Origin of the sequence: Paraburkholderia sp. BR10872, assembly GCF_040965835.1 — a bacterium.
In the GTDB taxonomy this organism is placed as follows: domain Bacteria; phylum Pseudomonadota; class Gammaproteobacteria; order Burkholderiales; family Burkholderiaceae; genus Paraburkholderia; species Paraburkholderia nodosa_A.
Window position 1 is genome coordinate 25509 of record NZ_JBFRCN010000039.1, and the last position, 23912, is coordinate 49420.

Annotated in this window: 18 protein-coding genes; 10 read left to right on the top strand and 8 right to left on the bottom strand. The window is 65.7% G+C overall.

Annotated elements, in window-relative coordinates:
• Entirely contained in the window at positions 1-1665 is a 1665-nt protein-coding gene (locus AB4Y43_RS26760; protein WP_368729159.1) for an AMP-binding protein, read from the bottom strand.
• Positions 1662-3116, bottom strand: a complete 1455-nt coding sequence (locus AB4Y43_RS26765) for an aldehyde dehydrogenase family protein (RefSeq protein ID WP_368729160.1) — start codon at positions 3114-3116, stop codon at positions 1662-1664. The genes AB4Y43_RS26760 and AB4Y43_RS26765 overlap by 4 nt, the downstream gene beginning before the upstream one ends.
• 217 nt (positions 3117-3333) lie before the next feature.
• Here AB4Y43_RS26765 and AB4Y43_RS26770 point away from each other — a divergent pair, with 217 nt between their 5' ends.
• Complete coding sequence (locus AB4Y43_RS26770; RefSeq protein WP_368729161.1) at positions 3334-4098, top strand: IclR family transcriptional regulator; 765 nt, start codon at positions 3334-3336, stop codon at positions 4096-4098.
• Positions 4099-4118: 20 nt separating this feature from the next.
• On the opposite strand, the gene AB4Y43_RS26775 is transcribed toward AB4Y43_RS26770, so the two are convergent.
• From AB4Y43_RS26775 to AB4Y43_RS26800, 6 genes are all read right to left on the bottom strand, one after another.
• The gene (locus AB4Y43_RS26775) at positions 4119-5072 is read right to left on the bottom strand and encodes a dimethyl sulfoxide reductase anchor subunit family protein (RefSeq protein ID WP_368729162.1); all 954 of its coding nucleotides are present in this window, start codon (positions 5070-5072) and stop codon (positions 4119-4121) included.
• Positions 5073-5124: 52 nt separating this feature from the next.
• Complete coding sequence (locus AB4Y43_RS26780) at positions 5125-5859, bottom strand: 4Fe-4S dicluster domain-containing protein (protein ID WP_368729163.1); 735 nt, start codon at positions 5857-5859, stop codon at positions 5125-5127.
• Positions 5860-5874: 15 nt separating this feature from the next.
• On the bottom strand, positions 5875-8817 hold the full coding sequence (locus AB4Y43_RS26785; protein WP_368729164.1) for a molybdopterin oxidoreductase family protein: 2943 nt from the start codon (positions 8815-8817) through the stop codon (positions 5875-5877).
• A 209-nt stretch (positions 8818-9026) separates the two neighbouring features.
• Entirely contained in the window at positions 9027-9416 is a 390-nt protein-coding gene (locus tag AB4Y43_RS26790; protein WP_368729165.1) for an NUDIX hydrolase, read from the bottom strand.
• 83 nt (positions 9417-9499) lie between these two features.
• Positions 9500-10363, bottom strand: coding sequence for a LysR substrate-binding domain-containing protein (locus tag AB4Y43_RS26795; RefSeq protein ID WP_368729166.1), 864 nt, complete (start codon positions 10361-10363; stop codon positions 9500-9502).
• Between the two features lie 71 nt (positions 10364-10434).
• On the bottom strand, positions 10435-12915 hold the full coding sequence (locus AB4Y43_RS26800) for an FAD-dependent oxidoreductase (protein WP_368729167.1): 2481 nt from the start codon (positions 12913-12915) through the stop codon (positions 10435-10437).
• Positions 12916-13205: 290 nt separating this feature from the next.
• Between AB4Y43_RS26800 and AB4Y43_RS26805 the strand changes: the two genes are divergently transcribed.
• The 9 genes from AB4Y43_RS26805 (at position 13206) to AB4Y43_RS26845 (ending at position 23887) form a co-directional block, all read left to right on the top strand.
• Complete coding sequence (locus tag AB4Y43_RS26805; RefSeq protein ID WP_069267232.1) at positions 13206-14027, top strand: DeoR/GlpR family DNA-binding transcription regulator; 822 nt, start codon at positions 13206-13208, stop codon at positions 14025-14027.
• Positions 14028-14259: 232 nt separating this feature from the next.
• Positions 14260-15420 carry a 2-aminoethylphosphonate--pyruvate transaminase gene (locus AB4Y43_RS26810; RefSeq protein WP_368729168.1) on the top strand — a complete coding sequence of 387 codons (1161 nt, stop codon included), beginning with the start codon at positions 14260-14262 and terminating at the stop codon, positions 15418-15420.
• 11 nt (positions 15421-15431) lie between these two features.
• Positions 15432-16703 (top strand): phosphonoacetate hydrolase, encoded by a 1272-nt coding sequence (gene phnA, locus AB4Y43_RS26815; RefSeq protein WP_368729169.1) that lies wholly within the window; start codon positions 15432-15434, stop codon positions 16701-16703.
• A gap of 87 nt (positions 16704-16790) precedes the next feature.
• On the top strand, positions 16791-18239 hold the full coding sequence (gene phnY / locus AB4Y43_RS26820) for a phosphonoacetaldehyde dehydrogenase (RefSeq protein ID WP_368729170.1): 1449 nt from the start codon (positions 16791-16793) through the stop codon (positions 18237-18239).
• Between the two features lie 89 nt (positions 18240-18328).
• On the top strand, positions 18329-19360 hold the full coding sequence (locus AB4Y43_RS26825) for a 2-aminoethylphosphonate ABC transporter substrate-binding protein (RefSeq protein ID WP_342948051.1): 1032 nt from the start codon (positions 18329-18331) through the stop codon (positions 19358-19360).
• Positions 19360-20514, top strand: coding sequence for an ABC transporter ATP-binding protein (locus tag AB4Y43_RS26830; protein ID WP_368619675.1), 1155 nt, complete (start codon positions 19360-19362; stop codon positions 20512-20514). The genes AB4Y43_RS26825 and AB4Y43_RS26830 overlap by 1 nt, the downstream gene beginning before the upstream one ends.
• The gene (locus AB4Y43_RS26835) at positions 20507-21403 is read left to right on the top strand and encodes a 2-aminoethylphosphonate ABC transporter permease subunit (protein ID WP_069267227.1); all 897 of its coding nucleotides are present in this window, start codon (positions 20507-20509) and stop codon (positions 21401-21403) included. The genes AB4Y43_RS26830 and AB4Y43_RS26835 overlap by 8 nt, the downstream gene beginning before the upstream one ends.
• The gene (locus AB4Y43_RS26840; protein WP_368619674.1) at positions 21387-22184 is read left to right on the top strand and encodes an ABC transporter permease subunit; all 798 of its coding nucleotides are present in this window, start codon (positions 21387-21389) and stop codon (positions 22182-22184) included. Before AB4Y43_RS26835 ends, AB4Y43_RS26840 begins: the two co-directional genes overlap by 17 nt.
• Before the next feature lie 62 nt (positions 22185-22246).
• On the top strand, positions 22247-23887 hold the full coding sequence (locus AB4Y43_RS26845; RefSeq protein ID WP_069267225.1) for a Na/Pi cotransporter family protein: 1641 nt from the start codon (positions 22247-22249) through the stop codon (positions 23885-23887).
• Positions 23888-23912 lie beyond the last annotated feature (25 nt).

Below are 23912 nucleotides of genomic sequence, written 5' to 3' on the forward strand. Positions count from 1 at the left end.
TCAGCCCGAGGGCGTCACGAGCTTCAGCCGCTGGACCTTCCCCGAGGGGCCGCGCGGCAGTTCGCTTACGAAGCGGATCTCTTTTGGCGTTTTGTAGCGGCCCAGTTCGCGCAGGCAGTGCTCGCGCAGGGCGTCCGCGTCGGGCGCGCCCTGCCAGTGCGCCTCGCGCGCCACCACGAACGCGACGATCTCCTGTCCATAGACGGGGTCGGGCACGCCGACGGCCGCCGCGTCGAGCACGCCCGGATGGCGCAGCAGCGCCTCGTCGATCTCGCGCGGCGCGATGTTCTCGCCGCCCTTGATGATCAGTTCCTTCGAGCGGCCATTGATATAGAAGTAGCCTTCGTCGTCGCGATAGCCCAGGTCGCCGGTGCGCAGCCAGCCGTCGGCGGTGAACGCCTTCGCCGTGTCCTCGCCGCGCTTGTAGTAGCCGCGCATGACCTGGGCGCCGCGCAGCACGATTTCGCCGCACTCGTTCGGTCCGCATTCACGGCCGTCACGGTCGATCACGCGTGCTTCGCCGCCCGATGGCAGCCCGATGCTGCCAATGCGGCGCCGCGATGCATCGTACGGATTGCTAAAGACAGGCGCGGCGGTCTCGGTCATCCCCATCGTTTCGATAACACCGATGCCGAAGCGCGCCTCGAACGCGCGATGATGGTCGGCGGGCAGCGCAGCCGACGCGCTGCGGCAGAACTTGAGCGCCGAGAGGTCGAGTCCGCTCGGTTCGTCGCCGTTGAGGAGATAGGCGACGATGGTCGGCACCACGTTGATCCACGTGCAGCCGTAGCTGGCGGCGTCGCGCCAGAACGTGCGCCCGGAGAAACGCGGCGTCAGCACGACCGAGCCCGCGTGCCAGAGCGGCGCAAGCAAGGTCACGACGAGCCCGTTGATGTGATAGAGCGGCAGCGATGCCAGCACGCGGTCGTCGTCGGCGAGCCGGTGCTCGAGGCTGATGTTGCGCGCGTTCGCATGGAGGCTTGCGTGGCTGAGCAGCACGCCCTTGGGCGCGCCGGTCGTGCCCGAGGTGTACATCAGCAGGGCGATGTCGGCCGCATCGGGCCCGGACCGGGCTTCTTCCACGGGCGCGGATTCCAGGGCCGGGAGGCCCGCGAGGCTCGCCGCCGCCGGCACAGCGCTCGCCTCATGGGCCACAGTTTCGAGTGCGGGCAGCACCGGCAACGCAACGGCATCCGGCTGCGTGCGCACGAGCGCGATGTGGCGCGACATGCCCTGCTCGCGCAGCGCGGCGAGCGCCGCTTCGAGCGCGCCGCTGGTCTGCGCGCTCGCGAAGATCATCCGCGTATCCGAGTGCTCGACGATATAGGCGAGCTGGGACGCCTGGCAAAGCAGGTTGAGCGGATGCGCGATCAGTCCGCTGTACATCGCGCCGAGCAGCAGCGTGGCAGTCTGGATGCTGTTGCCCATCAGGACCGAAACGACATCGCCCGGCTTGAGGCCGGCGTCGCGAAAGCGGCTCTCGAGCGTGCGGCAACGCTCGAGCAGCGCGCCAAAGGTCAACGTCGCGCCTGCCGTGGCGCTCTCGGCGACTGCGCCGGCGTCTTCGCTGGCGCCTTCGTCGGGCGCGGCCAGCAGGAAGGGCTTGTCCGGATACTGTGCGGCGCGGGTTTCGATCAGCGCGCGGATCGTGGCGGGCGCGCTCATGGGCCGAACCTCCGGAAATAGTCGCCGAGCAAGGTGTCGAGCTCGGGAACGCGCTCCGTGATGGGGTACGCCACGCGCGTGACATTCAGGTACTGGCGAAAGCCGAGATTGTCCGAGAAGTTGTTGCGCCCCCAGGTCCCACAGCCCATCGAGAGCGAGAACGGCAGGCCGTTGTCGAAGTTGCCGCCCGTCGCGAAGCAATGCGCCTGGTTGACGATCACGCGCGCCACCGGCAGCGTCGAACCGAGCGTCACCGCTTCATCCGGGTCGTCGGTGTGCAGGCCGACCGAGTGACCCGCTCCCATATACGCGTAGAGGCTGCGCACGATATCCGCCGCAGCGTCGAAATCGCGCGCGCGATAGACCGTGAGCACCGGCGCGAGCTTTTCGCCCGAAAACGGATGCGCCGCGCCGAAGCCGCTCTCCTCGACCATCAGGAACGCGCCTGTGTGCGCCGCGACCTCTGCCACCTCGTCGAGGCCGGCGGCGCGCGCGATCTGCGCCGCGGATTTTGCGGTGCAGCGCGTCGAGAGCTTGCCGTCGGTCCACATCGCCGCCTGCAATTGCGCCTTTTGCCGCGCGTCGAGCAGCACGCCGCCACATGCGGCGAGTTCGTGCAGCATCGCGTCGTAAACCGCCTCGTCGATCACGACGCTGTTCTCCGACGAGCAGCTCGTCGCGTTGTCGAAGGTCTTCGACGCGGCGATCTTGTGCGCCGCCTCGCGAAGCTTCGCCGTGCGCGTCACGATCGACGCCACGTTGCCGGCCCCCACGCCGAAGGCCGGCGTGCCGCTGGCGTAGGCCATGCGCACATTGGCCTGAGAGCCCGTCGCGACGACGAGGTCGGCGTCGCGCATCAGGGCCGCGGTGGCGGCCTTGTCCACTGGCGCGGGCAGCATCTGCACGAGCGCCGGGTCCAGTCCCGCCTTGGCGAACTGGGCGTGGATGAAGCCGATGAGCGCCTCGCACGCGCCATAGCCCTTCGGCGAAGGCGCGACGATCACCGCATTGCCGCATTTGAGCGCGTTGACGATCTTGTTGGCGGGCGTCGCGGCCGGATTGGTGGAGGGCGTGATCGCCGCGACTACCCCCACCGCGCGCGCGATTTCGACGATGCCTGTGGCCTCGTCACGCGCAATCACGCCGCAGGTCCTTTTCCCATGCAGGTCGCGCAGCAGCCCGAGCGTCTTGCGGTAGTTCTTGCGGAACTTGTCGTCGGCGTTCCCGAGTCCCGTGTCGCGCACCGCCAGCTCGGCTAGCTCGCGGTTTCGGCCGGGCTCCATGATCGCCCACGCGGCTGCTGCTGCAGCGGTGTCCAGGGTTGCCTGCCCGGCGAACTCGAACGCTTGCTGCGCGGCACGCGCGCGCGCCACGAGCGCGGCGATCTGCGGCGCGGGCGCTTCGGGTTTGCCCGCACCGGCGGCGTTGGCGACGGTCTCTCTCACATTCATCGGCGCGCTCCGATCAAATAATTGGCTGTACTGCCAATCTATTCATCGGCGCGTGAATGCGAGTCCCGATTCCCGCGCAATCGCAGACACACGGCGACCAAGGCGCGGAATATGCGATTTTCGGGACTTTCACCAGTCCCGGAAATCGCACCGGGAGATGCACAATGACGGGAAAGCTAGCGTCGACCGCACAAGGCAACCGACGCAGGAGACAAGCGTGTCCACATCGAACCAATCGAATGCGGCGGCAGTGCGCGCGTTTCGCGTGCTGGAAACGCTAGCCCAGGCGGGCCGTCCTTTGGCGATGACGGATCTGGTCGATGCGCTCGGCTTGCCCAAGCAGACGGTGCACCGAATCCTGGCCCAGCTCACCGACGCGTGGCTCGTCACACGCGGCGCCAACGACAAGCTCTACGAATGTTCGGCACGCGTGAGAATGATGGCGGTGAACGTGCTGATGCACGCGGGGCCGGCGGCGGCGCGGCACTTGCTGCTCGAGCAGCTGGTCGAAAAGATTGGCGAGACCTGCAATCTCACCATGCTCGCCGGCAACGACGTGGTCTATGTCGACCGCGTGGAGACCGAATGGCCGCTGCGCATGCATCTTCAGCCGGGCTCGCACGTGCCGCTGCACTGTTCGGCAAGCGGCAAGCTGCTACTGAGCTTTTTGCCCAAGGAGCGGCGCGACCGTATGATCGACACGCTGCCGCTGCGCGCCCACTCGGAGCAAACGATCACCGACCGCGAAGCGTTGCGCAAAGAGCTGGCGGTGACGCGCCGGCGGCAGCTCGCGATCAACAATCAGGAGCATTTACCGGGTTTGATCGCGATCGCCGTGCCCGTGATGCTGGACCGCAACCGTGCGTGCGCGGCAATCGCCGTCCAGGCGCCGGTTGGGCGCGTCGCGCTCGACGACCTGCTCGCCTTCGTGCCCGACCTGAGGCATGCCGCAACGGAAACCGCGAAAACGTTCCGCGAGTAGAGGGACGTGGAGCGCGCGAATTATGAACGCTGATAGTAGAGATTCTGCGGATGCCGCGCTTCAGCAAAGAAAAACCAGCGCTCCGCCACCAGGCCCGCGTACTGGATCACAGCCGCCAGGCAAAACACCGCGAACGATAGCCCAACGGATCGAATGCCGCCGCCGATCGCCACGAGGCAGAAAGGAGCGAGGAACGCCGCGATCAGGAACGTCCACTTGATGCGTTTGAGCGCGCCTGGCGTCTTGCCGTGAAAGAACTCGCGCAGATTGAAGGCGCCTGCCGTAAACCCGCGCGACTTCTGCTCGACGCGTTCCGTGCGAATGCCGGTCGCACTTTGCACAGTCGATTTCGGACGCAGACGCGCATTGCGGACCAGCGAGGCCGTGCGCGACGCGCAGCCCGCCAGCGTCAACACGCATGCGCAGACGGCGAGCGGCACCGCCATGGCCGGTGCGAATCTCGCGGCGCACGCGGTTGCGAGCGTGAAGCCGGACGCGCAGCCGAGCAAGACGAAATTGACCAGCGTGAGCGGCGTCGCCCATTCCTGGAGAAAGCGCAGGCAGGCGTAGATCATCGCGGTGCACACGAACAGCAGCAGGCTCGCGACGACAGCCACGCCCCCTATTGCCAGCGAATACGAGGCCCCAAGCAGGTGCGCGAGACCATAAGCGAACGTGCAGGCCAGAAACGCGGGAAGACAAAGGCATTCGCGCGACAGCCACGAGGTACGCCACATCGCAATGGCCCGCCAAGCCCGCTCGGGATGGCCGAGATGGAAGAACGACGCCACGAGCCCCAATGCGCCCAGCGCGCACGAAAGCGCCGCACCGACGACATAGAACATCGCCGGAACCGCTGCCACGTCGCCGAAGCCGAGCCGTTGCGCCAGCTCCACGCCGACGAGCGCAATCAGCAAACCTTGGCCCGCGCCGCTCAGCGTGGTGAGAAACACCACGGAAAATGCCGGATTCATACCGTTCTCCACTCTACGATTCGGGGTGCGCCATGCGGGCGCGCTGGCGTGCTCATACGCGCGTGGCGACCGACGCGAGATTGAGCGCGCCGTGTTCGACCTGCGCTTCCAGCGTATCGGTCTCCCCCGCGCCCGCTGTCTTGCACGAACACGAGCCGCTACCGCAGGACGTCACCGGTTGACGCGGTAAATAGTGATTCGACGGCCGGGTTCCCCACTCGGGCATCAGCTGATAGCCGCCCCGTTCGCGGATCGCCTTCGACACGACCGACTCCGGATCGTGAATGTCGCCAAAGAGGCGCGCCGAGGTCGGGCACGCCAGCACGCACGCGGGCTTGCGATCGCGCTCCGGCAGCGCTTCGTTGTAGATGCGGTCGGAGCACAGCGTGCACTTGGTCATTTCCTTGCGCGCTTCGTCGATTTCGCGCGCGCCGTAGGGGCAGGCCCACGCGCAGTACTTGCAGCCGATGCAGCGGTCGTAGTCGACCAGCACGAGGCCGTCTTCCTTGCGCTTGTAGCTTGCCCCGGTCGGACAGACCGGCACGCACGGCGGGTCCTCGCAGTGCAGGCAGGACTTGGGAAAATGAACGGTGTCGGCAAGCGGAAACTCGCCCGCTTCGAACGTCTGCACCCGGTTGAAGAACGTGCCCGATGGATCGGCGTCATACGGGCGAAAGTCGGCGAGACTGCCCGCCTCGCCCGACGTGTTCCATTCCTTGCAGCTCGTCACGCACGCGTGGCAGCCCACGCAGACGTTCAGATCGATCACGAGCGCCATCTGTGTCATCGCATGCTCTCCGTTTCACTTGCGTTGCGCGGCTTTCGCAAGCCGCGCGGCAAACTCGCCGCGCCCGGCGAAATACGCCTGCGCGACGCGATGGATGATGCCCCCTGCCCCCGCCCCTGCGCCGACGGAGCCGGGCAGCGCGGGCATGGCGGCGAACTGCGGCAGCGTGTGGTCGGCGTGAGCCTCCGCCGGGTAGATGCGCACGCGCACGTCGTACCACGCGGCCTGCCCCGTGATCGGATCGGAGTTCGACGTGCGCGTGTGATCGGCGCGCTTGACGGGAATCTCGTCGGCGATCAGGTGGTTCAGCAGGAAGCCGCGCTGCGATTCGTTCGCGTCGGGTCCGAGATTCCACGCGCCCGCCGACTTGCCGATGGCGTTCCACGTCCAGACCGTGCCCGGCTCGACCGCCTCGCTGTAGCGCGCGAGGCAGCGCACCTTGCCCCATTGCGATTCGACGTAGATCCAGCCGCCGTCCTCGATGCCCTGCGCCGCCGCCGTGCGCGGATTCATGTACAGATAGTTCTCGCCATGAATCTGCCGCAGCCAGGCGTTCTGCGAGTCCCACGAGTGGTACATCGCCATGGGACGCTGCGTGACGGCCGCGAGCGGATACTGCGCGTGATCGGTCGCGTCGTGCTCGAGCGGCGGATGCCAGAACGGCAGCGGGTCGAAGTATTGCTCGATGCGCGCGCGCAAATGCTCGGGCGGTTGCCGGCCCTTGGTCTTGCCTTGGGCGGCGAGCCGGAACTTCTGCATCACGTCCGAGTAAAGCGCGATGACGATCGGCTCGTTGAACTTGCGAAAGCCCTTTTCGACAGCGAAGTCCAGATAAGGCCCGTTGCAGTTGCGCATGTACTGCAGCGACTCGGGCAGCGTGTAGTGGTAGACGCAGTTGTGCTTCGCATACTCATCCCACTGCCGCGGGTTCGGTTCGCCAACCAGCGCCTTCTCGCCGTCCTTGCCGCGCCAGCCGATCAGGAAGCCCACGCCCGAGCCCGGCGCCGTCTGGTGATTGATGATGAAGTCCGGATAGTCGCGGTATTTGCGCGTGCCTTCGGGCGTCGTGAAAGCCGGCAGCTTCAGGCGGCTCGCCAGTTCGACGAGCACTTCCTGGAACGGCTTGCATTCGCCCGTCGGCGGGACGACCGGCACGCGCACGGAGTCCACCGGACCATCGAATTCGGAAATGGGCCGGTCGAGCATCGACATCGCGTCGTGGCGTTCGAGGTAGGTCGTGTCGGGCAGGATCAGGTCGGCGAAGGCCGTCATCTCCGACTGGAACGCATCGCACACCACGATGAACGGAATCTTGTACTCACCGTTCTCGTGCTTGTCCGCGAGCATCTTGCGGACTTCCACCGTGTTCATCGACGAATTCCACGCCATGTTGGCCATGAAGATCAACAGCGTATCGATGGGATACGGATCGCCCCGCCACGCGTTCGTAATGACGCTATGCATCAAGCCATGCACGGCGAGCGGGTACTCCCACGAAAACGCCTTGTCGATGCGCACGGGCTCGCCCTTGGCGTCGATAAACAGATCTTCCGGCGCGGCGGGCCAGCCCAGCGGACCATTCGCGAGCGGCGTGTTCGGCTTCACGTCGTCGGGGCTGTTGGGCGGCTTCGCCGAAGGCGGCACGGCGCGCGGATACGGCGACTTGTGCCGGAAACCGCCGGGCCGGTCGATCGTGCCGAGCAGCGACATCAGCACGGCGAGGCCGCGTATCGACTGAAAGCCGTTCGAGTGAGCGGCGAGCCCGCGCATGGCGTGAAAGGCAATGGGCGCGCCCGTCACGGTTTCGTGCGTCTCGCCCCAGGCGTCGGTCCACTGAATCGGCAATGTGACCTTCTGATCGCGCGCGACATCGGCCATTTCCTGAGCCAGCCGGCGGATCGTGGCGGCGGGAATGCCGGTGATCTGCGCCGCCCACTCCGGCGTGCAGTCGGCAACCTGCTCGCGCAGCAACCCGAACGATGGCGCGACCGGCGTGCCGTCTGCGAGCGTATAGCGCCCTTCCAGCGCGGGACGCACGCCCGGCGCATGATGCGGCACTTCGCGCTGACTCGCGGCGTCCCACCACAGGTGATTCTGCGGAAACAGCGGGTTGCACACTTCGACCGTCGGGTCCTGCACGAACAGGCCGTACGTATCGCTGTCGGCGCGCATATCGAGCAGTTCACCGGCATTCGTATAGCGCTCGACGAACTCGCGATCATACGCATTCTGTTCGATCAGCTCACGCATGAGCGCCATGAACAGCGCACCATCCGTGCCGGGACGGATCGGCACCCACTCATCGGCGATTGCCGCGTAGCCCGTGCGGATCGGATTGATGGCGATGAAGCGGCCGCCCGCGCGCTTGAACTTCGAAATCGCAATCTTCAGCGGATTCGAGTGATGGTCCTCCGCCGTGCCGATCATGAAGAACAGTCTCGCGCGGTCGAGGTCCGGCCCACCGAACTCCCAGAACGAGCCGCCCATCGTATAGATCATGCCGGCCGCCATGTTCGCCGAGCAGAAGCCGCCGTGCGCCGCATAGTTTGGGGTGCCGAACTGTTTGGCGAACAGGCCTGTGAGCGCCTGCATCTGGTCGCGGCCCGTGAAGAGCGCGAATTGCCTCGGGTCGGTCGCGCGCAAACGCGCGAGGCGCTTTTCCAGCATGTCGAACGCCGCTTCCCACGAGATGGGCTCGAACTGGGCGGTGCCGCGCAAGGCGTCCGGTTTGCGCAGCAGCGGCTGCGTGAGGCGCGCCGGCGAATACTGCTTCATGATGCCCGACGAGCCTTTGGCGCAGATTACACCCTGATTAAGCGGATGCTCGGGATTGCCGTCGATATACCGAACCTCGCCGTCGCGAAGATGCACGCGAATACCGCAGCGGCACGCGCACATGTAGCACGTCGTGGTCTTGACCTCGAGCTTTTCGTTCTGCGTGCGGGGCTGATGTTCCATCGCTCCTCCAGATGCGCTTGCGGTGCGGCCGCACAAACACTGTGCGGACAATGAATATCGTATAAATGAGCGGCAAATAGAAAAACTCGCAATTTGCGATCTCATTCATCAGCCCGCCCGATAGTTGCGGGCGATGCGCGGGGATTGGCGTCTGGATTCGATGACTGGACAGCGCTGCGGTCAGCGAGGCCGCTCGGCGGCAGAGCGCGTTACGCGCGCACGAGCGTGGTTTGCTTGATTTCATGACCGAACAGGAGATCGACGATTTCCCGTGTCGGCACGCTGGTAATCAGCGTAGAGACCTTCTGGGGACGAAACCATCGGCACCTTAGAATCTCGTTATTCGGCATAGGTCTCGCGTCGTCGTGCAGCACGGAGAAAAAGACGTGGTGCCGCTTGTTGAGTCCGCCAAACTGGAACAGGTATCCCAGTTCGCAGCCCTCGAGCGTCGTCTCTTCATTGAGTTCACGTACGGCAGCGTCCGCCGGCGACTCCGCGCGCCGGATCGTGCCGCCGGGCAGCGACCATCGCGATCGCCCCCGTTCGACGAGGAGAATCCGTCCTTGCTGCCAGCACACGACAGTTGCTCGTTCTTTCATGCTTCGCGTTTCATGATAGAGACCATCTGTTTCGTATGAGTCGATCGTTGTTCCGCCTCGGGTAGCAAGCATCGAGCCCGAAGTCAGGTCGATACGGGGTCGGTACTAAACAGTGCATCGAGGAGGTTCGACGCCGGACGGTCGGCGAGCCGCGCCAGCGACTCGATCATGCGGACCCGGCAGTCGGCAAGCGCAATCGCGCGGACGCCCGGCGAGCCACCGAACTCCGTACGCGCGATGACACCCACGCCAACGCCCTGCGCGATGGCGGTTTGCAATGCTTCGCGACCTTCCACGTACAGCACGGGACGCACTTGCAGGCCCTTGCGCACCAGCTCCGCTTCGAGCAGTTGCTGCGTGACGGATTGCGTTTCGCGGAAGATCATCGGTTCGCGCACGAGCGCCTCGTAGCTGAGCGCTGCCTGTGTGGCGAGCGCGCTGCTGGCAGGAACGACGGCGGCAAGCGGCGCCTCGCACAGCACCCGCGTTTCCAGGCCGGCATGCACGACCCGCGCGGCAGAGATCGCGGCATCGACAACACCGGCTAGCACGCGCTGCATGCACTCGGTCGCGTTGGCCACCGAGAGTTTCACCACGATCCCCGGATGGCGCATCCGGAACGCGCCGATCAGCCTCATCGCCAGGTCCGGTGCATCGGCAGCGAGGGAAAGCTCGCCCGACTCGAGCTCGCCCGCGGCTTCGAGCAGGCGGCGGGCGTCGCGCTCGCAGGCCACCATCTGGCGCGTCACCGCGTAGAGGCGCCGGCCGAGGTCCGTCGGTTCGACACCCCGCGCGGTGCGCTCGAAAAGTCGTACGCCATAGTCCTGTTCGAGGCGCCGCACGTGATCGGAAATCGCCGGCTGTGTCAGCGCAAGCGCACGGGCGGCCTTCGAAAAGCCGCCCTGCTCCGCCACCGCATGAAATGCCCGCAATTGCGCGTAATGCATGTTGCCACCCTGGGAGGACGATGCCGTTGACCCGCTCGCGTGCAGCCCTTCAGTTGCCCGCAATGACTCAGTCAACTCTTCGTGCGCAACGAGCGCGGGTCGTATGGCGCTTGCAGATGCAGCGTCGCCGGAATCGGCTCTCCCGCCACGTCGATCGTATAGCGCCCCTGGGCGAGCCACGCGGCATCGACAGGCCCGTCCAGGCGCGAGAGATAGCCCATGGCAACCGGGCAGCCGAGCGTGTGGCCGAAGGCGGCCGACGTTACCGAGCCGACCGGCTTGCCGTCGCGCAGAATGCCTTCGCCGCCCCATAGCATGCGATCGCTTGCGCCGTCGGCGCTGAAGACGGCGAGCCGACGCTGCAAGGGCTGGTCGCGCAGCCGCAGAAGTGCGTCGCGACCGCGAAAGGCGATGTCCTTGTCGAGCTTGCATGCAAATGCGAGCCCGGCTTCGAAGGGATTGTGCTCGGGCGAGAGTTCGCGGCCCCACGCGCGGTAGCCCTTCTCGAGGCGCAACGACTCGATCGCGTAGTAGCCCGCATTCACAAGGCCGTACGCTTCGCCCGCCGCATGAAGCGTCTCGTAGACGCCTACGGCGAATTCGACGGGAACGTATAGCTCCCAGCCCAGTTCGCCGACGTAGGACACGCGCGTTGCGCGCACGGTCGCGTAACCGATATCGACCTCGCGGCTTTGACCAAACGGGAACGCCGCGGGGCTCCAGTCTGCTTTCGAAACACTTTGCAGCAGTGCCCGCGAGTGCGGCCCCATCACGGCAAGCACCGCGTACTGGCTGGTGACGTCGACGAGCACGCAGTGCCGCTCGTGCCCAATCGCCTTCTCGAGGTAGTCGAAGTCACGCGTCGCCTGCGCGGAGCCTGTGACGACGAGATACTGGTCTTCCGCCAGGCGCGTGAGCGTGACGTCCGACTCGTAAGCGCCGCGATCGTTCAGGATACCGGAATAGATCGTGGTGCCGACCGGCACGGCTACGTCATTGGCGACGATGCCCTGCAGGACAGCTTCCGCGTCACGCCCCTTGACGAGCAGCTTGGCAAACGACGTCATGTCGAACAGCGCGACGCGTTCGCGGCAGGCGCGGTGCTCCGCGCCGCTCCACGGCAGCCAGTTCTGCTGGCCGAACGCGTACTCGATGCGCGCCTCGATGGGCTTTGGCGCGAAGAAGTTCGCGCGCTCCCAGCCCATCTTGCTGCCAAAGCAGGCGCCATCGGCGGCGAGCAGCGCATGGAGCGGCGAGCGACGGAATGGCCGCGCCGTGTCGAGTTCCCGATTTGGCCAGGGCATCGCATAGTGCAGGCCTAGTGTTTCCTTGACGCGGTCGTGCAGCCAGGTGTCGTTGCCGTTGAAGCGCGCAAAGCGGCGTATGTCCACGGGCCAGAGATCCATGGTCGGCTCGCCGGCCACGATCCACTCTGCTAGCGCCATGCCGGCGCCGCCCGCCGAGGCGATGCCCATCGAGTTGAAACCCGCGCCCACGAAGAAGCCGCGCAACTCGGGCGCCTCACCGAGAATGAAATTGTTGTCCGGCGTGAACGATTCCGGCCCGTTGTAGAACTGGCGAACCTGCGCGGTTTCAAGCGCCGGCACACGCTGCAATGCATTTTCCATCAGCACTTCGAACTGATCCCAGTCGTCGGGCAGCAGCTGAAACTCGAAGTTCTCCGGAATCCCGTTCATACCCCACGGCTTCGCATTCGGCTCGAAGCCGCCCATTACGAGGCCGCCCACTTCCTCCTTGAAGTAGATGAAGCCGTCGGGGTCGCGCATGACGGGCAAATCGGGATGCACGCCCGCGATGCGCTCGGTCACGATGTAATAGTGCTCCGCCGAATGCAGGGGCACCGTGACGCCGGCCAGCCGGCCGATCGCCTTCGCCCATTGCCCCGCGCAGTTCACGACGAGATCCGCCTGCAACGTGCCTTCGTCGCCGTCCTTGTTGCGCCACGTGACTCCGGTGACGACTCGCCCCGCGCGCGTGGCGGCCGTGTGCACGGCGGTGATTCGCGTGTTCTCGACCACGCGGGCGCCACGCATGCGCGCGCCGCGCGCGAGCGATTGCGTCAGGTCCGTCGGATTCGCCTTGCCGTCACCCGGGAGCCAGACGGCGCCAAGCAGGTCGTCGGTGCGCATCACCGGCCACAACTCGCCCGCCTCCCGCGGCCCGATGACGTCGCAGGTCACGCCATAGGCGCGCGCCGACGCGGCCGTGCGTTTCAGTTGGGTCATCCGCTCCGGCGTGCGCGCCACCGAGAGCGACCCGCATTGCTTCCAGCCGGTGGCCAGCCCCGTTTCGGCCTCGAGTTCGGCATAAAGGGCTGTGGAGTAGCGAATGAGCTTCGTCATGCTGTGCTGCGCGCGCAACTGGCCGACCAGACCCGCCGCGTGCCACGTCGTACCGCACGACAGCACGCCCTGTTCGAGCAGCACGATGTCGCGCCAACCGAGTTTCGCGAGATGGTAAGCCACGGAGCAGCCGACGATACCGCCGCCGATGATCACGACGCGCGCATGCGCAGGGACAGGGGTAGGCATAGGGTGGGCCTCGATGCGGAGTGAAATGCGTTGCGAGGACAGCTACCAGGCCAAATAATGCAACAAGATGCCACACAAAACAACTCAATTTGCCACAAGACGGGCGCGCTTGATGGGGGATATTTGCTTGGTCTGGGCGGCTTGGCATCACGAACCTGCCAAAATACAACGACGATTCACCCCTCTTCGAGAGGAACGAATCGCTCGGCAATTTGTGGTATTTTGTGGCTTATCCTCGTGCGTCCAGTTCACGGGCACCGCCGCGCTTTCCTTTCCTGAAAGGCAACACCATGCCAGATGACCGCGCCGCCCCACCCCTTGCTCCACCCATGCCGCTGAACCGCCGTCTCGCCGTCGGACGCACCGACTACATTCTGCAAAGCCTCGATGCGAGCGGCTCAGTGAGTGTCGCCGACATGAGCATGACGCTCGGCGTCTCGCGCGAAACGATCCGTCGTGACCTCAAGGCGCTCGCGGAACAGGGCCGCCTGAGTCTCGTCCACGGCGGCGCGGCGAAGCGCGCGGTTGACGAACCGTCGCTTGCCACGCGCGAAGCGGCGAACGCTGCGGGCAAGGCGGCCATCGGCGCCGCGGCGGCGCAGCTCGTCGCCGACGGCATGGTCGTGCTGCTCGATTCGGGCTCCACCACGCTGGGCCTCGCCGCTGCGCTCACGAACCACAGCGACCTCACCGTTATCACCAACAGCCTGCCGATCGGCCTGCTCCTGTGCCGCGCGCCCGGCGTGAAAGTGATCGTGCTCGGTGGCGACATCGAGCCGAACGACGAAGCGGCATTCGGCATCGAGACGATGACCGCGCTCGCCCACTATCGCGTCGACCTTGTTTTTCTCGGCGTGAGCGGCATCTCACCGGAGGGCGAATTCACCGATTACTCGCGGCTCGCCGCCGAGCAGCGGCATCTGATGATGAACGCCGGCAAGGCGGTCTACGTGCTCGCCGACCACACCAAGTTCGAGCACGGCACGCCCGTGCGGATCACGCCCGTGCCGCACATCGCAGGCGTCGTCGTCGATGCGCCGCCGCCCCCGCGTATCGCTCGTGCGTTCGAACTGCAGCAGTGGCGAGTGATCGTCGCGCGCGGCGAGCGCTGAGCCGCACACACGGGCGCTTGCCCATCCATCTCCCCATCGTTCCTCAGCGCGCACGTAGTGCCGGGTCGCGCTGCCGCTTGCCGCGCCGCATCTGACGCAATCGCTGGCAACGCATCCGCGTATCCCCTGGTGTTGTGGCAAATAGTGGCGTATTGACTGTTTTTGTTGCGCGGCCTAAAGTGACTTCAACACGCAGTCAGACAGTCAGAACAGACCTTCACGGAGACACCCCATGACGGCATCTTCCACGGCTTCCTCCCCTGCAGCTTCAGAAACCGGCGATCCGCTGCTCCTTACGCCCGGTCCACTCACCACCTCGCGCACCGTCAAAGCGGCAATGGTTCACGACTGGGGCTCGCGCGATGCGAACTTCATCGCAATCAACCGCTCAGTGCTCACGCGACTCGTCAGGATAGCGAACGGTTCGGACGACTGGGCGACGGTGCCCATGCAAGGCTCGGGCACCTTCGCCGTCGAGGCCATGCTCACGACCTTCGTGCCCGCCGACGGCGAGGTCCTCGTGCTGATCAACGGCGCCTATGGCAAGCGGGCGAAGCGCATTCTCGATATCGCCGGGCGCAGGACCGTGGTGCACGAAACGGCCGAGGACACGCCGCCGGACCTCGCCGCGGTCGAAGCGCTGCTGACGAGCAACCCGTCCATCACGCACGTGTTCACCGTTCACTGCGAGACGACCTCGGGCATTCTCAACCCCATCGCGCAGATCGGCGCACTGGCGGCCAGATACGGCAAGGGCTATCTCGTCGATTCGATGAGTGCCTTCGGCGCGCTGCCCATCGACGTGCAGGCCATGCACATCGACGCGGTCGCCGCATCGTCCAACAAGTGCATCGAAGGCGTCCCGGGACTCGGCTTCGTGATCTGCCGCGTCGAAGCGCTCAAGCGCACACAGGGCAACGCCACCACGCTCGTGCTCGACCTGCACGACCAGTGGCTCAACATGGAGAAGACGAGCCAGTATCGCTTCACGCCGCCCACGCACGTGATCGTTGCCTTCCACCAGGCGCTCGATGAGTTCGATGCCGAAGGCGGCGTAGCCGGTCGCGGGGGACGCTATCGCAACAACTGCCGGATCCTGCTCGACGGCATGCGCGCGCTCGGCTTCAGGCCGCTGCTCGCGGACGCGCTGCAGGCGCCGATCATCGTCACGTTCCATATGCCCGAGGACCCACTCTTCGTCTTTGCGCAGTTCTACGAAAGTTTGAAGGCGCGCGGCTTCGTGATCTATCCGGGCAAGCTGACCGTGGCCGACTCGTTCCGCATCGGCTGTATTGGCCGGATCGGCGAAAAGGAAATACGCGCCGCACTCGCCGCGATCGGCGAAGTCCTCGAGGAAATGGGCATGGTCGGCCAGATCGAAAAAACAGCCTGAATGGAGATGCAATGAGCACGCTGAATGACACCGCAGTGGCCGTGAACGGTCGCGAATACCGCTTTCCCGCCGCGCCCGTCGTGGTGATCTGCCTCGACGGTTCCGAGCCGGCGTATATCGAGGAGGCCATCAAGGCAGGCCGCGCGCCGCATCTGGCCAAGCTGCTGCGCACCGGCACGAGCCGCATTGCGCAGTGCGTGATTCCGAGCTTCACCAACCCGAACAATCTCTCGATCCTCACGGGCCGCCCGCCTAAAGTGCATGGTATTGCGGGCAACTACTTCTACGACCGTGCGAGCGGCGAAGAAGTGATGATGAACGACGCGCGTTTCCTGCGCGCACCCACGATCTTCGCGGCGTTCCACGACGCCGGCGCGAAGGTGGCGGTCGTCACCGCGAAGGACAAACTGCGCACGCTGCTCGGCAAGGGGCTCAACTTCGCGAGCGGCCGCGCCATCGCGTTCTCGGCCGAAAAAGCCGATCAGGCGACACGCGAGCAGAACGGTCTCGGCGATGTGCTCGCGTTCGTTGGCAAGCCGCTGCCCGACGTCTACTCCGCCGATCTCTCCGAGTTCGTATTCGCCGCCGGCGTGAAGCTTCTCGATACGTTTCGCCCCGACCTGATGTATCTCTCGACGACCGACTACGTGCAGCACAAGGCAGCACCTGGAGCGCCGAAAGCCAACGACTTCTACGCAATGTTCGACCGCTACGTGGGCGAACTCGACGCCGCAGGCTGCGTACTCGCGATCACGGCGGACCACGGCATGAACGACAAGCACCGCGCGAATGGGGAGCCCGACGTGCTCTACCTCCAGGATCTGTTCGACGAGTGGACCGGGAAGGGTCGCGCGCGCGTGATCCTGCCGATCACCGATCCCTACGTCGCGCACCACGGCGCGCTCGGCTCGTTCGCCACCATCTACCTCCCGGAGGGCACCGACGCCGCAGGCGCGGCGACGCTGCTCGACAAGCTGCGCCACACCGCGGGCGTGGAACTCGCGCTGACGAGCGATGCCGCATGCGAGCGCTTCGAGCTGCCGCCCGACCGGATCGGCGACATTGTCGTGGTCGGCACGCGCGCCAAGGTGTTCGGCACGAGCGCCGCGCGCCACGACTTTTCCGGCCTGACCGAGCCGTTGCGCTCGCATGGCGGGATCTCTGAGCAGGACGTGCCGCTCATTGTCAACCGCAAGACCGACTGGCCGCAGGGCCGCGCGCTGCGCAATTTCGACATCTTCGATGTCGCGCTGAACCACGTCGCACAAGCCGCCGTCGCTTGACACACGTATCAACACGAAGGCCCCCGCACGCCGCCGCTCGCATCCGCGAGGGGGCGCGCCCAACCGGATCATAGAACGAGGTATGCGATGAACGTCATGACCAAACCCGCATTCAAGCACGAGTCCATGCGCATCGCCGGCCGGCAGGTCTCGACCGACGAAGTGATCGAAGTCTTCAACCCCTACACGAACGAAGTGGTCGGCACCGTGCCCGCGGGCCGTCCCGAACACGTGCAGGAAGCGTTCGCCAAAGCGCACGCCGCGCGCCCGCACCTCACGCGCTTCGAGCGTCAGCGCATCCTTCAGACCACCGCCGAAGCGCTGCGCGACCGCAAGGAGGACTTCGCGCGCCTCATCACCGCGGAGTCGGGTCTGTGCTGGAAAGATTCGCTCTACGAAGCAAGCCGCGCCTACGATGTCTGGTCGTTTGCCGCGCAGCTCACGATCAAGGACGACGGCGAAGTCTACTCGTGCGACATCAGCCCGAACGGCAAGAACCGCAAGATCTTCACGACGCGTCTGCCGCTGCTCGGCGTGATTTCAGCCATTACGCCGTTCAACCATCCGCTGAACATGGTGAGCCACAAGCTCGCGCCGGCCATCGCAACGAACAACCGGGTGGTGCTCAAGCCCACCGAACTCACGCCGCTCACCGCGCTCGCGCTCGCCGACGTGCTCTACGAAGCGGGCCTGCCGCCCGAGATGCTGAGCGTCGTCACCGGCAATCCTCGCACGATGGGTGACAGCATGATCACGGACCCGCATTGCGATCTGGTTACGTTCACCGGTTCGGTACGCGTGGGCAAGTACATCGCGCAGCACGCGGGCTACCGCCGCACCGTGCTGGAACTGGGCGGCAACGACCCGCTCATCGTCATGGAAGACGCCGACCTCGACCGTGCCGCACTGCTTGCGGTGACGGGCGCGACCAGGAATTCCGGCCAGCGCTGCACGGCGGTCAAGCGCATTCTCGTGGTGGAAAGCGTGGCGGATGCCTTCGTCGAGCGAGTGCTCGTGCACGCGAAGAAGCTCAAGTGCGGCGACCCGATGGACCCCAGTGTCGACGTGGGGACGGTCATCAACGAAGCGGCCGCGCAACTGTTCGAGCGCCGCGTGGCCGACGCCGAAGCGCACGGTGCACGCGTGCTCTACGGCGCCCCACGCCAGGGCGCGCTGTTCGCCCCCACCGTCGTCGATCACGTGCCCTACGACTGCGAACTCGTGCGCGAGGAGACCTTCGGCCCGGTCATCCCGATCATTCGGGTTCCCAACCAGATCGAAGACGTCATCCGCATCTCGAACTCGACCGCCTACGGCCTCTCCTCGGGCGTCTGCACGAACCGCCTCGACTACACCACGAAGTTCGTCAACGAGCTGGAGGTCGGCACCGTGAACGTCTGGGAAGTGCCGGGTTATCGCACCGAAATGTCGCCGTTCGGCGGCATCAAGGACTCCGGCAACGGCTACAAGGAAGGCATGGTCGAGGCGATGAAGAGCTACACCAACGTCAGGACCTGGTCCATGCCCTGGGAGTGACTGCAGCATCCGGCAGGATTGCGATGCAAGCCGCCAGCGCGCGGCCCTACGAGGTTTTTTTCAGCATCCGAACTCAAGGAAGGTTGAATATGAAAACTCAACTGATCGCCGCGGTGACCTGTGCCTTCGCTTTCGCAGCGGGCTCCGTGCATGCACAATCCGGCGTCGTGACCCTCTACAGCGCGGACGGTCTTCACGACGGCACGCCCAGCTGGTTCGGCAACCAGTTCGAAGCCTTCACGAAGGCAACGGGCATCAAGGTGCAATATATCGAGGCCGGGTCGAGCGGCGTGGTGGATCGTCTCGGCAAGGAGAAGTCGAATATTCAGGCCGACGTGCTCGTGACGTTGCCGCCGTTTATGCAGAAGGCCGCGGCCGACGGCCTGCTGCAACCCTACTCTCCGGCTGGCGCCGACAAGATCGCCGCGCGCGACAAGGATGCCAGGGGGCTGTACGTCGCCATGGTCGACAACTACCCCACGTTCATCTACAACTCCGCAGTGCTCAAGAGTGCGCCCAAGGCCTATACGGACCTGCTCGCGCCGCAGTTCAAGCAGAAGGTGCAGTACTCGACGCCGGGCCAGGCCGGTGACGGTACCGCGCTGATGTTGCAGACCTTCCATGCGTTCGACGGCAAGGACGGCGGCTTCGCGTATCTGCGCAAGCTCCAGGCGAACAACCTCGGACCGTCCGCTTCCACGGGCAAGCTCACGGCGCTTGTGAACAAGGGCGAACTCTACGTCGCCAATGGCGATCTGCAGATGAACCTCTCGCAGATGCGCGACAACCCGAACATTTCGGTCTTCTTCCCCGCCGGCCCGAGCGGGCGCCGCGCCACGTTCTCACTGCCCTACTACATCGGTCTCGTCGCCGGCGCGCCGCATACGGACAACGGCAAGAAACTGATCGACTTCCTCCTGAGCGCCGAGGCCCAGCAGGACGTGAGCAAGTCCGCCTATGGCATGCCCGTGCGCACCGACGTGCATCCCACCGACGCCAACTTCAAGACGCTCAGCGCGATGCTGCAGGGCGTCGAAATCTGGGAGCCCGACTGGAACCAGGTCATGCACGACCTGAAGTCCGACGTGGCAACTTACAACCAGGCGATCTCGAGCAACTAATGGCCAATACCTTCACCATGGAACGCGGGCCTGCGCCGCAGGCCCCCGCGGTGCCGGCGGCGGTCGCGCACGGCGCCAGCGGAATCGGCTTCGAGAATGTCTCGGTGACGTACGGCGGCCAGACTATTCTCGACTCGCTCACGCTCACCGTGAAGCCCGGCGAGATCGTCGCGCTCATCGGCCCCTCGGGCTCCGGCAAGACGACCGCGCTGCGGGCCGTCGCGGGCTTCGTGCAGCCGAGCGCGGGACGCATCGTGATCGGCGCGCGCGACGTCACGCGTTTGCCACCGTATGCACGCAACATCGGCATGGTCGTGCAGAATTACGCGCTGTTTCCGCACATGCGCGTGGAAGACAACGTCGCCTTTGGCCTGCGTGCACGCGGCACCGACGCGGACGCGATCCGCACGCGGGTGCCCGAGTGCCTCGGCCTCGTCGGCATGTCGAAGTATGCGAAGCGCTATCCGCGCGAACTCTCCGGCGGCCAGCAGCAGCGCGTGGCAATCGCGCGTGCGCTCGCGATCCAGCCCCAGGTGCTGCTGCTCGACGAGCCGCTCTCCGCGCTCGACGCGCAGATCCGGCGCTCGATGCTCGACGAGCTGGCGAAGCTGCATCGCAGCCTCCCCTCGCTGACCGTGCTTTATGTGACGCACGATCAGACCGAGGCGCTCACACTCGCGAACCACATCGGCATCATGCGCGACGGCAAGCTGGTGGCTCACGGCGAGACCCAGGGGCTCTACCGGCATCCGCCGAACCGTTTTGCGGCGGAATTCCTCGGGCGTGCGAACGTGTTGCCGGCGCAGCAGCTGGTGCCCACGACCGACGGCTACGCGCGGGTGCGCTGCGGGGATTTTTCGATCGTCGGGCGCAATCATCACGGCCTGCCCGCCGCCAGCGCGTGTTACGTATGCGTGCGGCCGCACGATCTGCACTTCAGGCCGCGCACGGAAGCGTCCAATCGCGTGACGGGCGTCGTGCAGAGCGTGCAATGGCTTGGTGAACTGCACAGCGTCGTGCTCGATGTCGGCGGCGAAGCGCTACGTCTTACGCGTGCGCCGCTCGAAAGCCCGCCGGAGCCCGGCACGGCGATGTCCGTTCACTTCGACGCCGCGGACGTCACGCTCGTACCGGAGGTCGAAGGCCATGGCTGATCTCGTCATTGCGCCGCCCGCGCCGGCCGGCCGCTCCCCGGCCAGCTGGCGCGGCCTCTGGATCGCGCCGCCGCTCGTAGTGCTGGCGGCAATCTTCTTCTACCCGTTCGGCCTCATCGCGCTGCAGGCCCTGGGCGGCGGGGCCGACTCCAGCACTCACACGCTCACGCTCGCGAACTTCGCCGCCGTGCTGCATTCGCGACAGTTCCTGAGCGGGCTTTATCACACGATCGCCATCGCGGTCAGCGCGTCGGTGGGCTGCCTCGTGCTGGGCTTCGTGTTCTCGCTCGTGATCGCATTCGTGCCGTTTCCCGGCGCGCGCTTCGTCGGTCGGCTGATCGATACGTTCATCGCACTGCCAACCTTTCTCGTCGCGCTCGCCTTCACGTTCGTGTACGGCTCGGCGGGTCTGTTGAACCAGTCGCTGATGACGTTCTTCCACCTGAACCTGCCGCCCGTCGACTTCCTGTACACGCAGTGGGGCGTCGTGCTCTCCGAGGTGACGGTCTATACGCCGTTCATCATGCGCCCGCTGCTCGCCTGCTTCTCGCAGATCGACAACGCGCAGATCGAAGTGGCGAGCAGTCTCGGCGCGAAGCCGCTGCGCATCATCCGGCAGATCATCCTGCCCGCCGCGTTGCCCGCGCTGCTCGCGGGCGGCAGCCTCTGCCTGCTGCTGACCGTCAACGAGTTCGGCATCGTGCTGTTCATCGGCGCGAAAGACGTGATCACCCTGCCGCTGCTCATCTACGGCAAGGCGATTCAGGAGTTCGACTACACCACGGCCTGCGTGATCGCCGTCATCAACATCGCGCTGTCGCTCGGGCTCTACGCCTGCTACCGGACAGTCGTGTCACTTTGCGGAGGTCGCCGTGCTGCTTTGGGCTAAATGGGCAAAGGTGTCGACCTGGAGTGCGACGGCGCTGCTATTCGCCGCGATCTATGGATTGCCGGTCGCGATGATCGCGCTCGCCAGCGTGAGCGGACAGTGGAACGGCATTCTGCCGAGCCACCTGACGCTCGCGCACTACGCGCGGGTGTTCCACACGGATTCGGCCGACCAGTTGCGCGTGAGCGTGCTCACCGGGGCGCTCGCCAGTGCGGCGGCACTCGTGAGCGGCACATGGGCGGCACTCGCGTTGCGCGGCATGAAGGGCATGCCGAGACGCGTGCTCGACGTCGTCTTCTTCGTGCCGAGCGCGGTGCCGTCGGTTTCCATCGGGCTTGGATTGCTCGTCGCGTTCAGCCAGCCGCCCGTCCTGCTCAACGGCACGGCGTCGATCGTGTTTCTCGCCCATTTCCTGCTGATTTCGGCGTTCACGTACGGCAATGTGTCGGCGGGGCTCGCGCGTCTGGCGCCGGAGTACGGCGAGGTCGCCGAAAGCCTCGGCGCACGGCCGTTCTACCAGCTGACCCGCGTGACACTGCCGCTCATCGCACCGTATCTGCTCGCGTCGTTCAGCCTGAGCTTCGCGTTGTCGATGGGCGAACTGGGCGCGACGCTGATGATCTATCCACCTGGCTGGGTCACGCTGCCCGTGGGCATCTTCGCGCTGTCCGACCGTGGTGCGATCTTCGATGCGTCGACCCTCACGATGGTGCTGGGAGGCGGCACGCTGCTCGTGCTGCTCGCGCTCTCGCGCGTCTCGACCAAAGCGGCGGTGCGCTGATGATACTCGAGGAGGCAATCGAGGCAGGCGTGTAGCCGAAAACAACACAAAGGAGGCGCCGGATGATCTTGATCGTGCTTCATCTCGCGGGCGGTGTCGCCCTGCTCACGTGGGGCCTGCACATGGTCGAGTCCGGGCTCATGCGCGCGTTCGGCGCCTCGCTGCGGCGCTTCATGGCGCGCAGCCTCGGCAACCGCTTCAATGCATTCTGTGCAGGACTCGCGATCACCGGCGCGCTGCAGAGCAGTACGGCAACCGGCATGATCGCGTCGTCCTTCGCGGCGCGCGGCCTGATGGGAGCGGTGACGGGACTCGCCGTGATGCTCGGCGCGAACGTGGGCTCGACGCTCATCGTGCAGGCGTTCTCGCTCGACCTCAGCTGGATTTCGCCCGCGTGCCTGCTGATCGGCATGGCTTTGTTCGAAAGGGGCAAGGGCTCGCGCAACCGCGATATCGGCCGGGCATCGATCGGGCTCGGACTCATGCTGCTCGCGCTCACGCTGCTCGTCTCGACGGTGCAGCCCGCGGAAACCGCGCCCGCGCTGCGTACGGTACTCGGCGCGCTGTCCGGCGAGCCCGTGCTCAACGCCGCGCTGGCGTGCGTGCTCACGTGGGCCGCGCATTCGAGCATTCCGGTCGTGTTGTTCGTGATGTCGCTCGCGAAGCTGCATACCGTGCCTTTGGACATCGCGATCGCCATGGTGCTCGGCGCGAACGTCGGGAGCGCGCTCAATCCGTACTTCGAGGCGGCGAAGGGGCACGATCTCAGCCGCCGGAGGCTGCCCGCCGGCAACCTGCTGCTGCGCGGCGGCGTGTGCGTGCTGCTGCTCGCCGTGTGCTCGCCGCTCGCGCGCCTGCTCGACACGCTGCCCGGCGACGCCAGCCGCACGATCGCCGATTTTCACACTGGCCTGAACGTCGCCATCGCAGTCGTGTTCATCGGACTGCTCGATCCGGTAGCGCGTCTGCTGGAGCGCATCATGCCCTCGCCCGCTGCGGGCGACGATGCGTGCTCGCCGCGCTACCTCGATGAAAGCGCCTTGCAGTCTCCGCCGCTGGCGCTGGCGTGCGCGGCGCGCGAAGTGATCAGAATGAGCGAGATCGTCGAGGCGATGCTGCGCGAGAGCGTGCCGGTGCTGCTTGCCAATGACCGCCGCGCAGTGAGCGATGTCGCGAGCCGTGACGACACCGTGGACGTGCTCCACGACGCGATCAAGCGCTACGTCACCGAACTGACCCGCGAGCCGCTCAGCGAAGAGGACCGGCGCTGGGCATCGGACATCATGACCGCCGTGATCAATCTCGAGCATATCGGCGACATCATCGACAAGAATCTGCTCGAGATCGCACAGAAGAAGATCAAGATGCAGCTGAGCTTTTCGGCGGAAGGCACCGAAGAGCTGCGCATGCTGCATGACTCGGTGATCGACAGCTTTCGCCGCGCCCAGGCCCTGCTCGTGTCGGGGCGCACACAAACCGCCGCGCAGCTCATCGCCGACAAGCAGGCCCTGAGGCAACTCGAACGATCGGCGCGCGAACGCCACCTCGAACGGTTGCGCGACGGCCAGCCGGACAGCCTGGCCTCGAGTTCGCTGCATCTCGACGTGCTGCGCGATCTCGTGCGCATCCAGTCACATATTTGCGCGCTCGCTTATCCTTTGCTGGAACGCGACAAAGCGGATGAAGCCGCGGCGCAGGTTTGAGGGGGCGCCGCTCGCCTGGCGGTTG

What these genes read in the sequence shown, in the direction of transcription:
- AB4Y43_RS26805 (WP_069267232.1), top strand. Translation starts at nt 13,206, where the DNA reads ATGCCAGATGACCGCGCCGCCCCACCCCTTGCTCCACCCATGCCGCTG.
- AB4Y43_RS26765 (WP_368729160.1), bottom strand. Translation starts at nt 3,116, where the DNA reads ATGAATGTGAGAGAGACCGTCGCCAACGCCGCCGGTGCGGGCAAACCC.
- AB4Y43_RS26845 (WP_069267225.1), top strand. Translation starts at nt 22,247, where the DNA reads ATGATCTTGATCGTGCTTCATCTCGCGGGCGGTGTCGCCCTGCTCACG.
- AB4Y43_RS26790 (WP_368729165.1), bottom strand. Translation starts at nt 9,416, where the DNA reads ATGAAAGAACGAGCAACTGTCGTGTGCTGGCAGCAAGGACGGATTCTC.
- AB4Y43_RS26830 (WP_368619675.1), top strand. Translation starts at nt 19,360, where the DNA reads ATGGCCAATACCTTCACCATGGAACGCGGGCCTGCGCCGCAGGCCCCC.
- phnY (WP_368729170.1), top strand. Translation starts at nt 16,791, where the DNA reads ATGAACGTCATGACCAAACCCGCATTCAAGCACGAGTCCATGCGCATC.
- AB4Y43_RS26775 (WP_368729162.1), bottom strand. Translation starts at nt 5,072, where the DNA reads ATGAATCCGGCATTTTCCGTGGTGTTTCTCACCACGCTGAGCGGCGCG.
- AB4Y43_RS26760 (WP_368729159.1), bottom strand. Translation starts at nt 1,665, where the DNA reads ATGAGCGCGCCCGCCACGATCCGCGCGCTGATCGAAACCCGCGCCGCA.
- AB4Y43_RS26810 (WP_368729168.1), top strand. Translation starts at nt 14,260, where the DNA reads ATGACGGCATCTTCCACGGCTTCCTCCCCTGCAGCTTCAGAAACCGGC.
- AB4Y43_RS26825 (WP_342948051.1), top strand. Translation starts at nt 18,329, where the DNA reads ATGAAAACTCAACTGATCGCCGCGGTGACCTGTGCCTTCGCTTTCGCA.
- AB4Y43_RS26795 (WP_368729166.1), bottom strand. Translation starts at nt 10,363, where the DNA reads ATGCATTACGCGCAATTGCGGGCATTTCATGCGGTGGCGGAGCAGGGC.
- AB4Y43_RS26835 (WP_069267227.1), top strand. Translation starts at nt 20,507, where the DNA reads ATGGCTGATCTCGTCATTGCGCCGCCCGCGCCGGCCGGCCGCTCCCCG.
- phnA (WP_368729169.1), top strand. Translation starts at nt 15,432, where the DNA reads ATGAGCACGCTGAATGACACCGCAGTGGCCGTGAACGGTCGCGAATAC.
- AB4Y43_RS26800 (WP_368729167.1), bottom strand. Translation starts at nt 12,915, where the DNA reads ATGCCTACCCCTGTCCCTGCGCATGCGCGCGTCGTGATCATCGGCGGC.
- AB4Y43_RS26780 (WP_368729163.1), bottom strand. Translation starts at nt 5,859, where the DNA reads ATGACACAGATGGCGCTCGTGATCGATCTGAACGTCTGCGTGGGCTGC.
- AB4Y43_RS26785 (WP_368729164.1), bottom strand. Translation starts at nt 8,817, where the DNA reads ATGGAACATCAGCCCCGCACGCAGAACGAAAAGCTCGAGGTCAAGACC.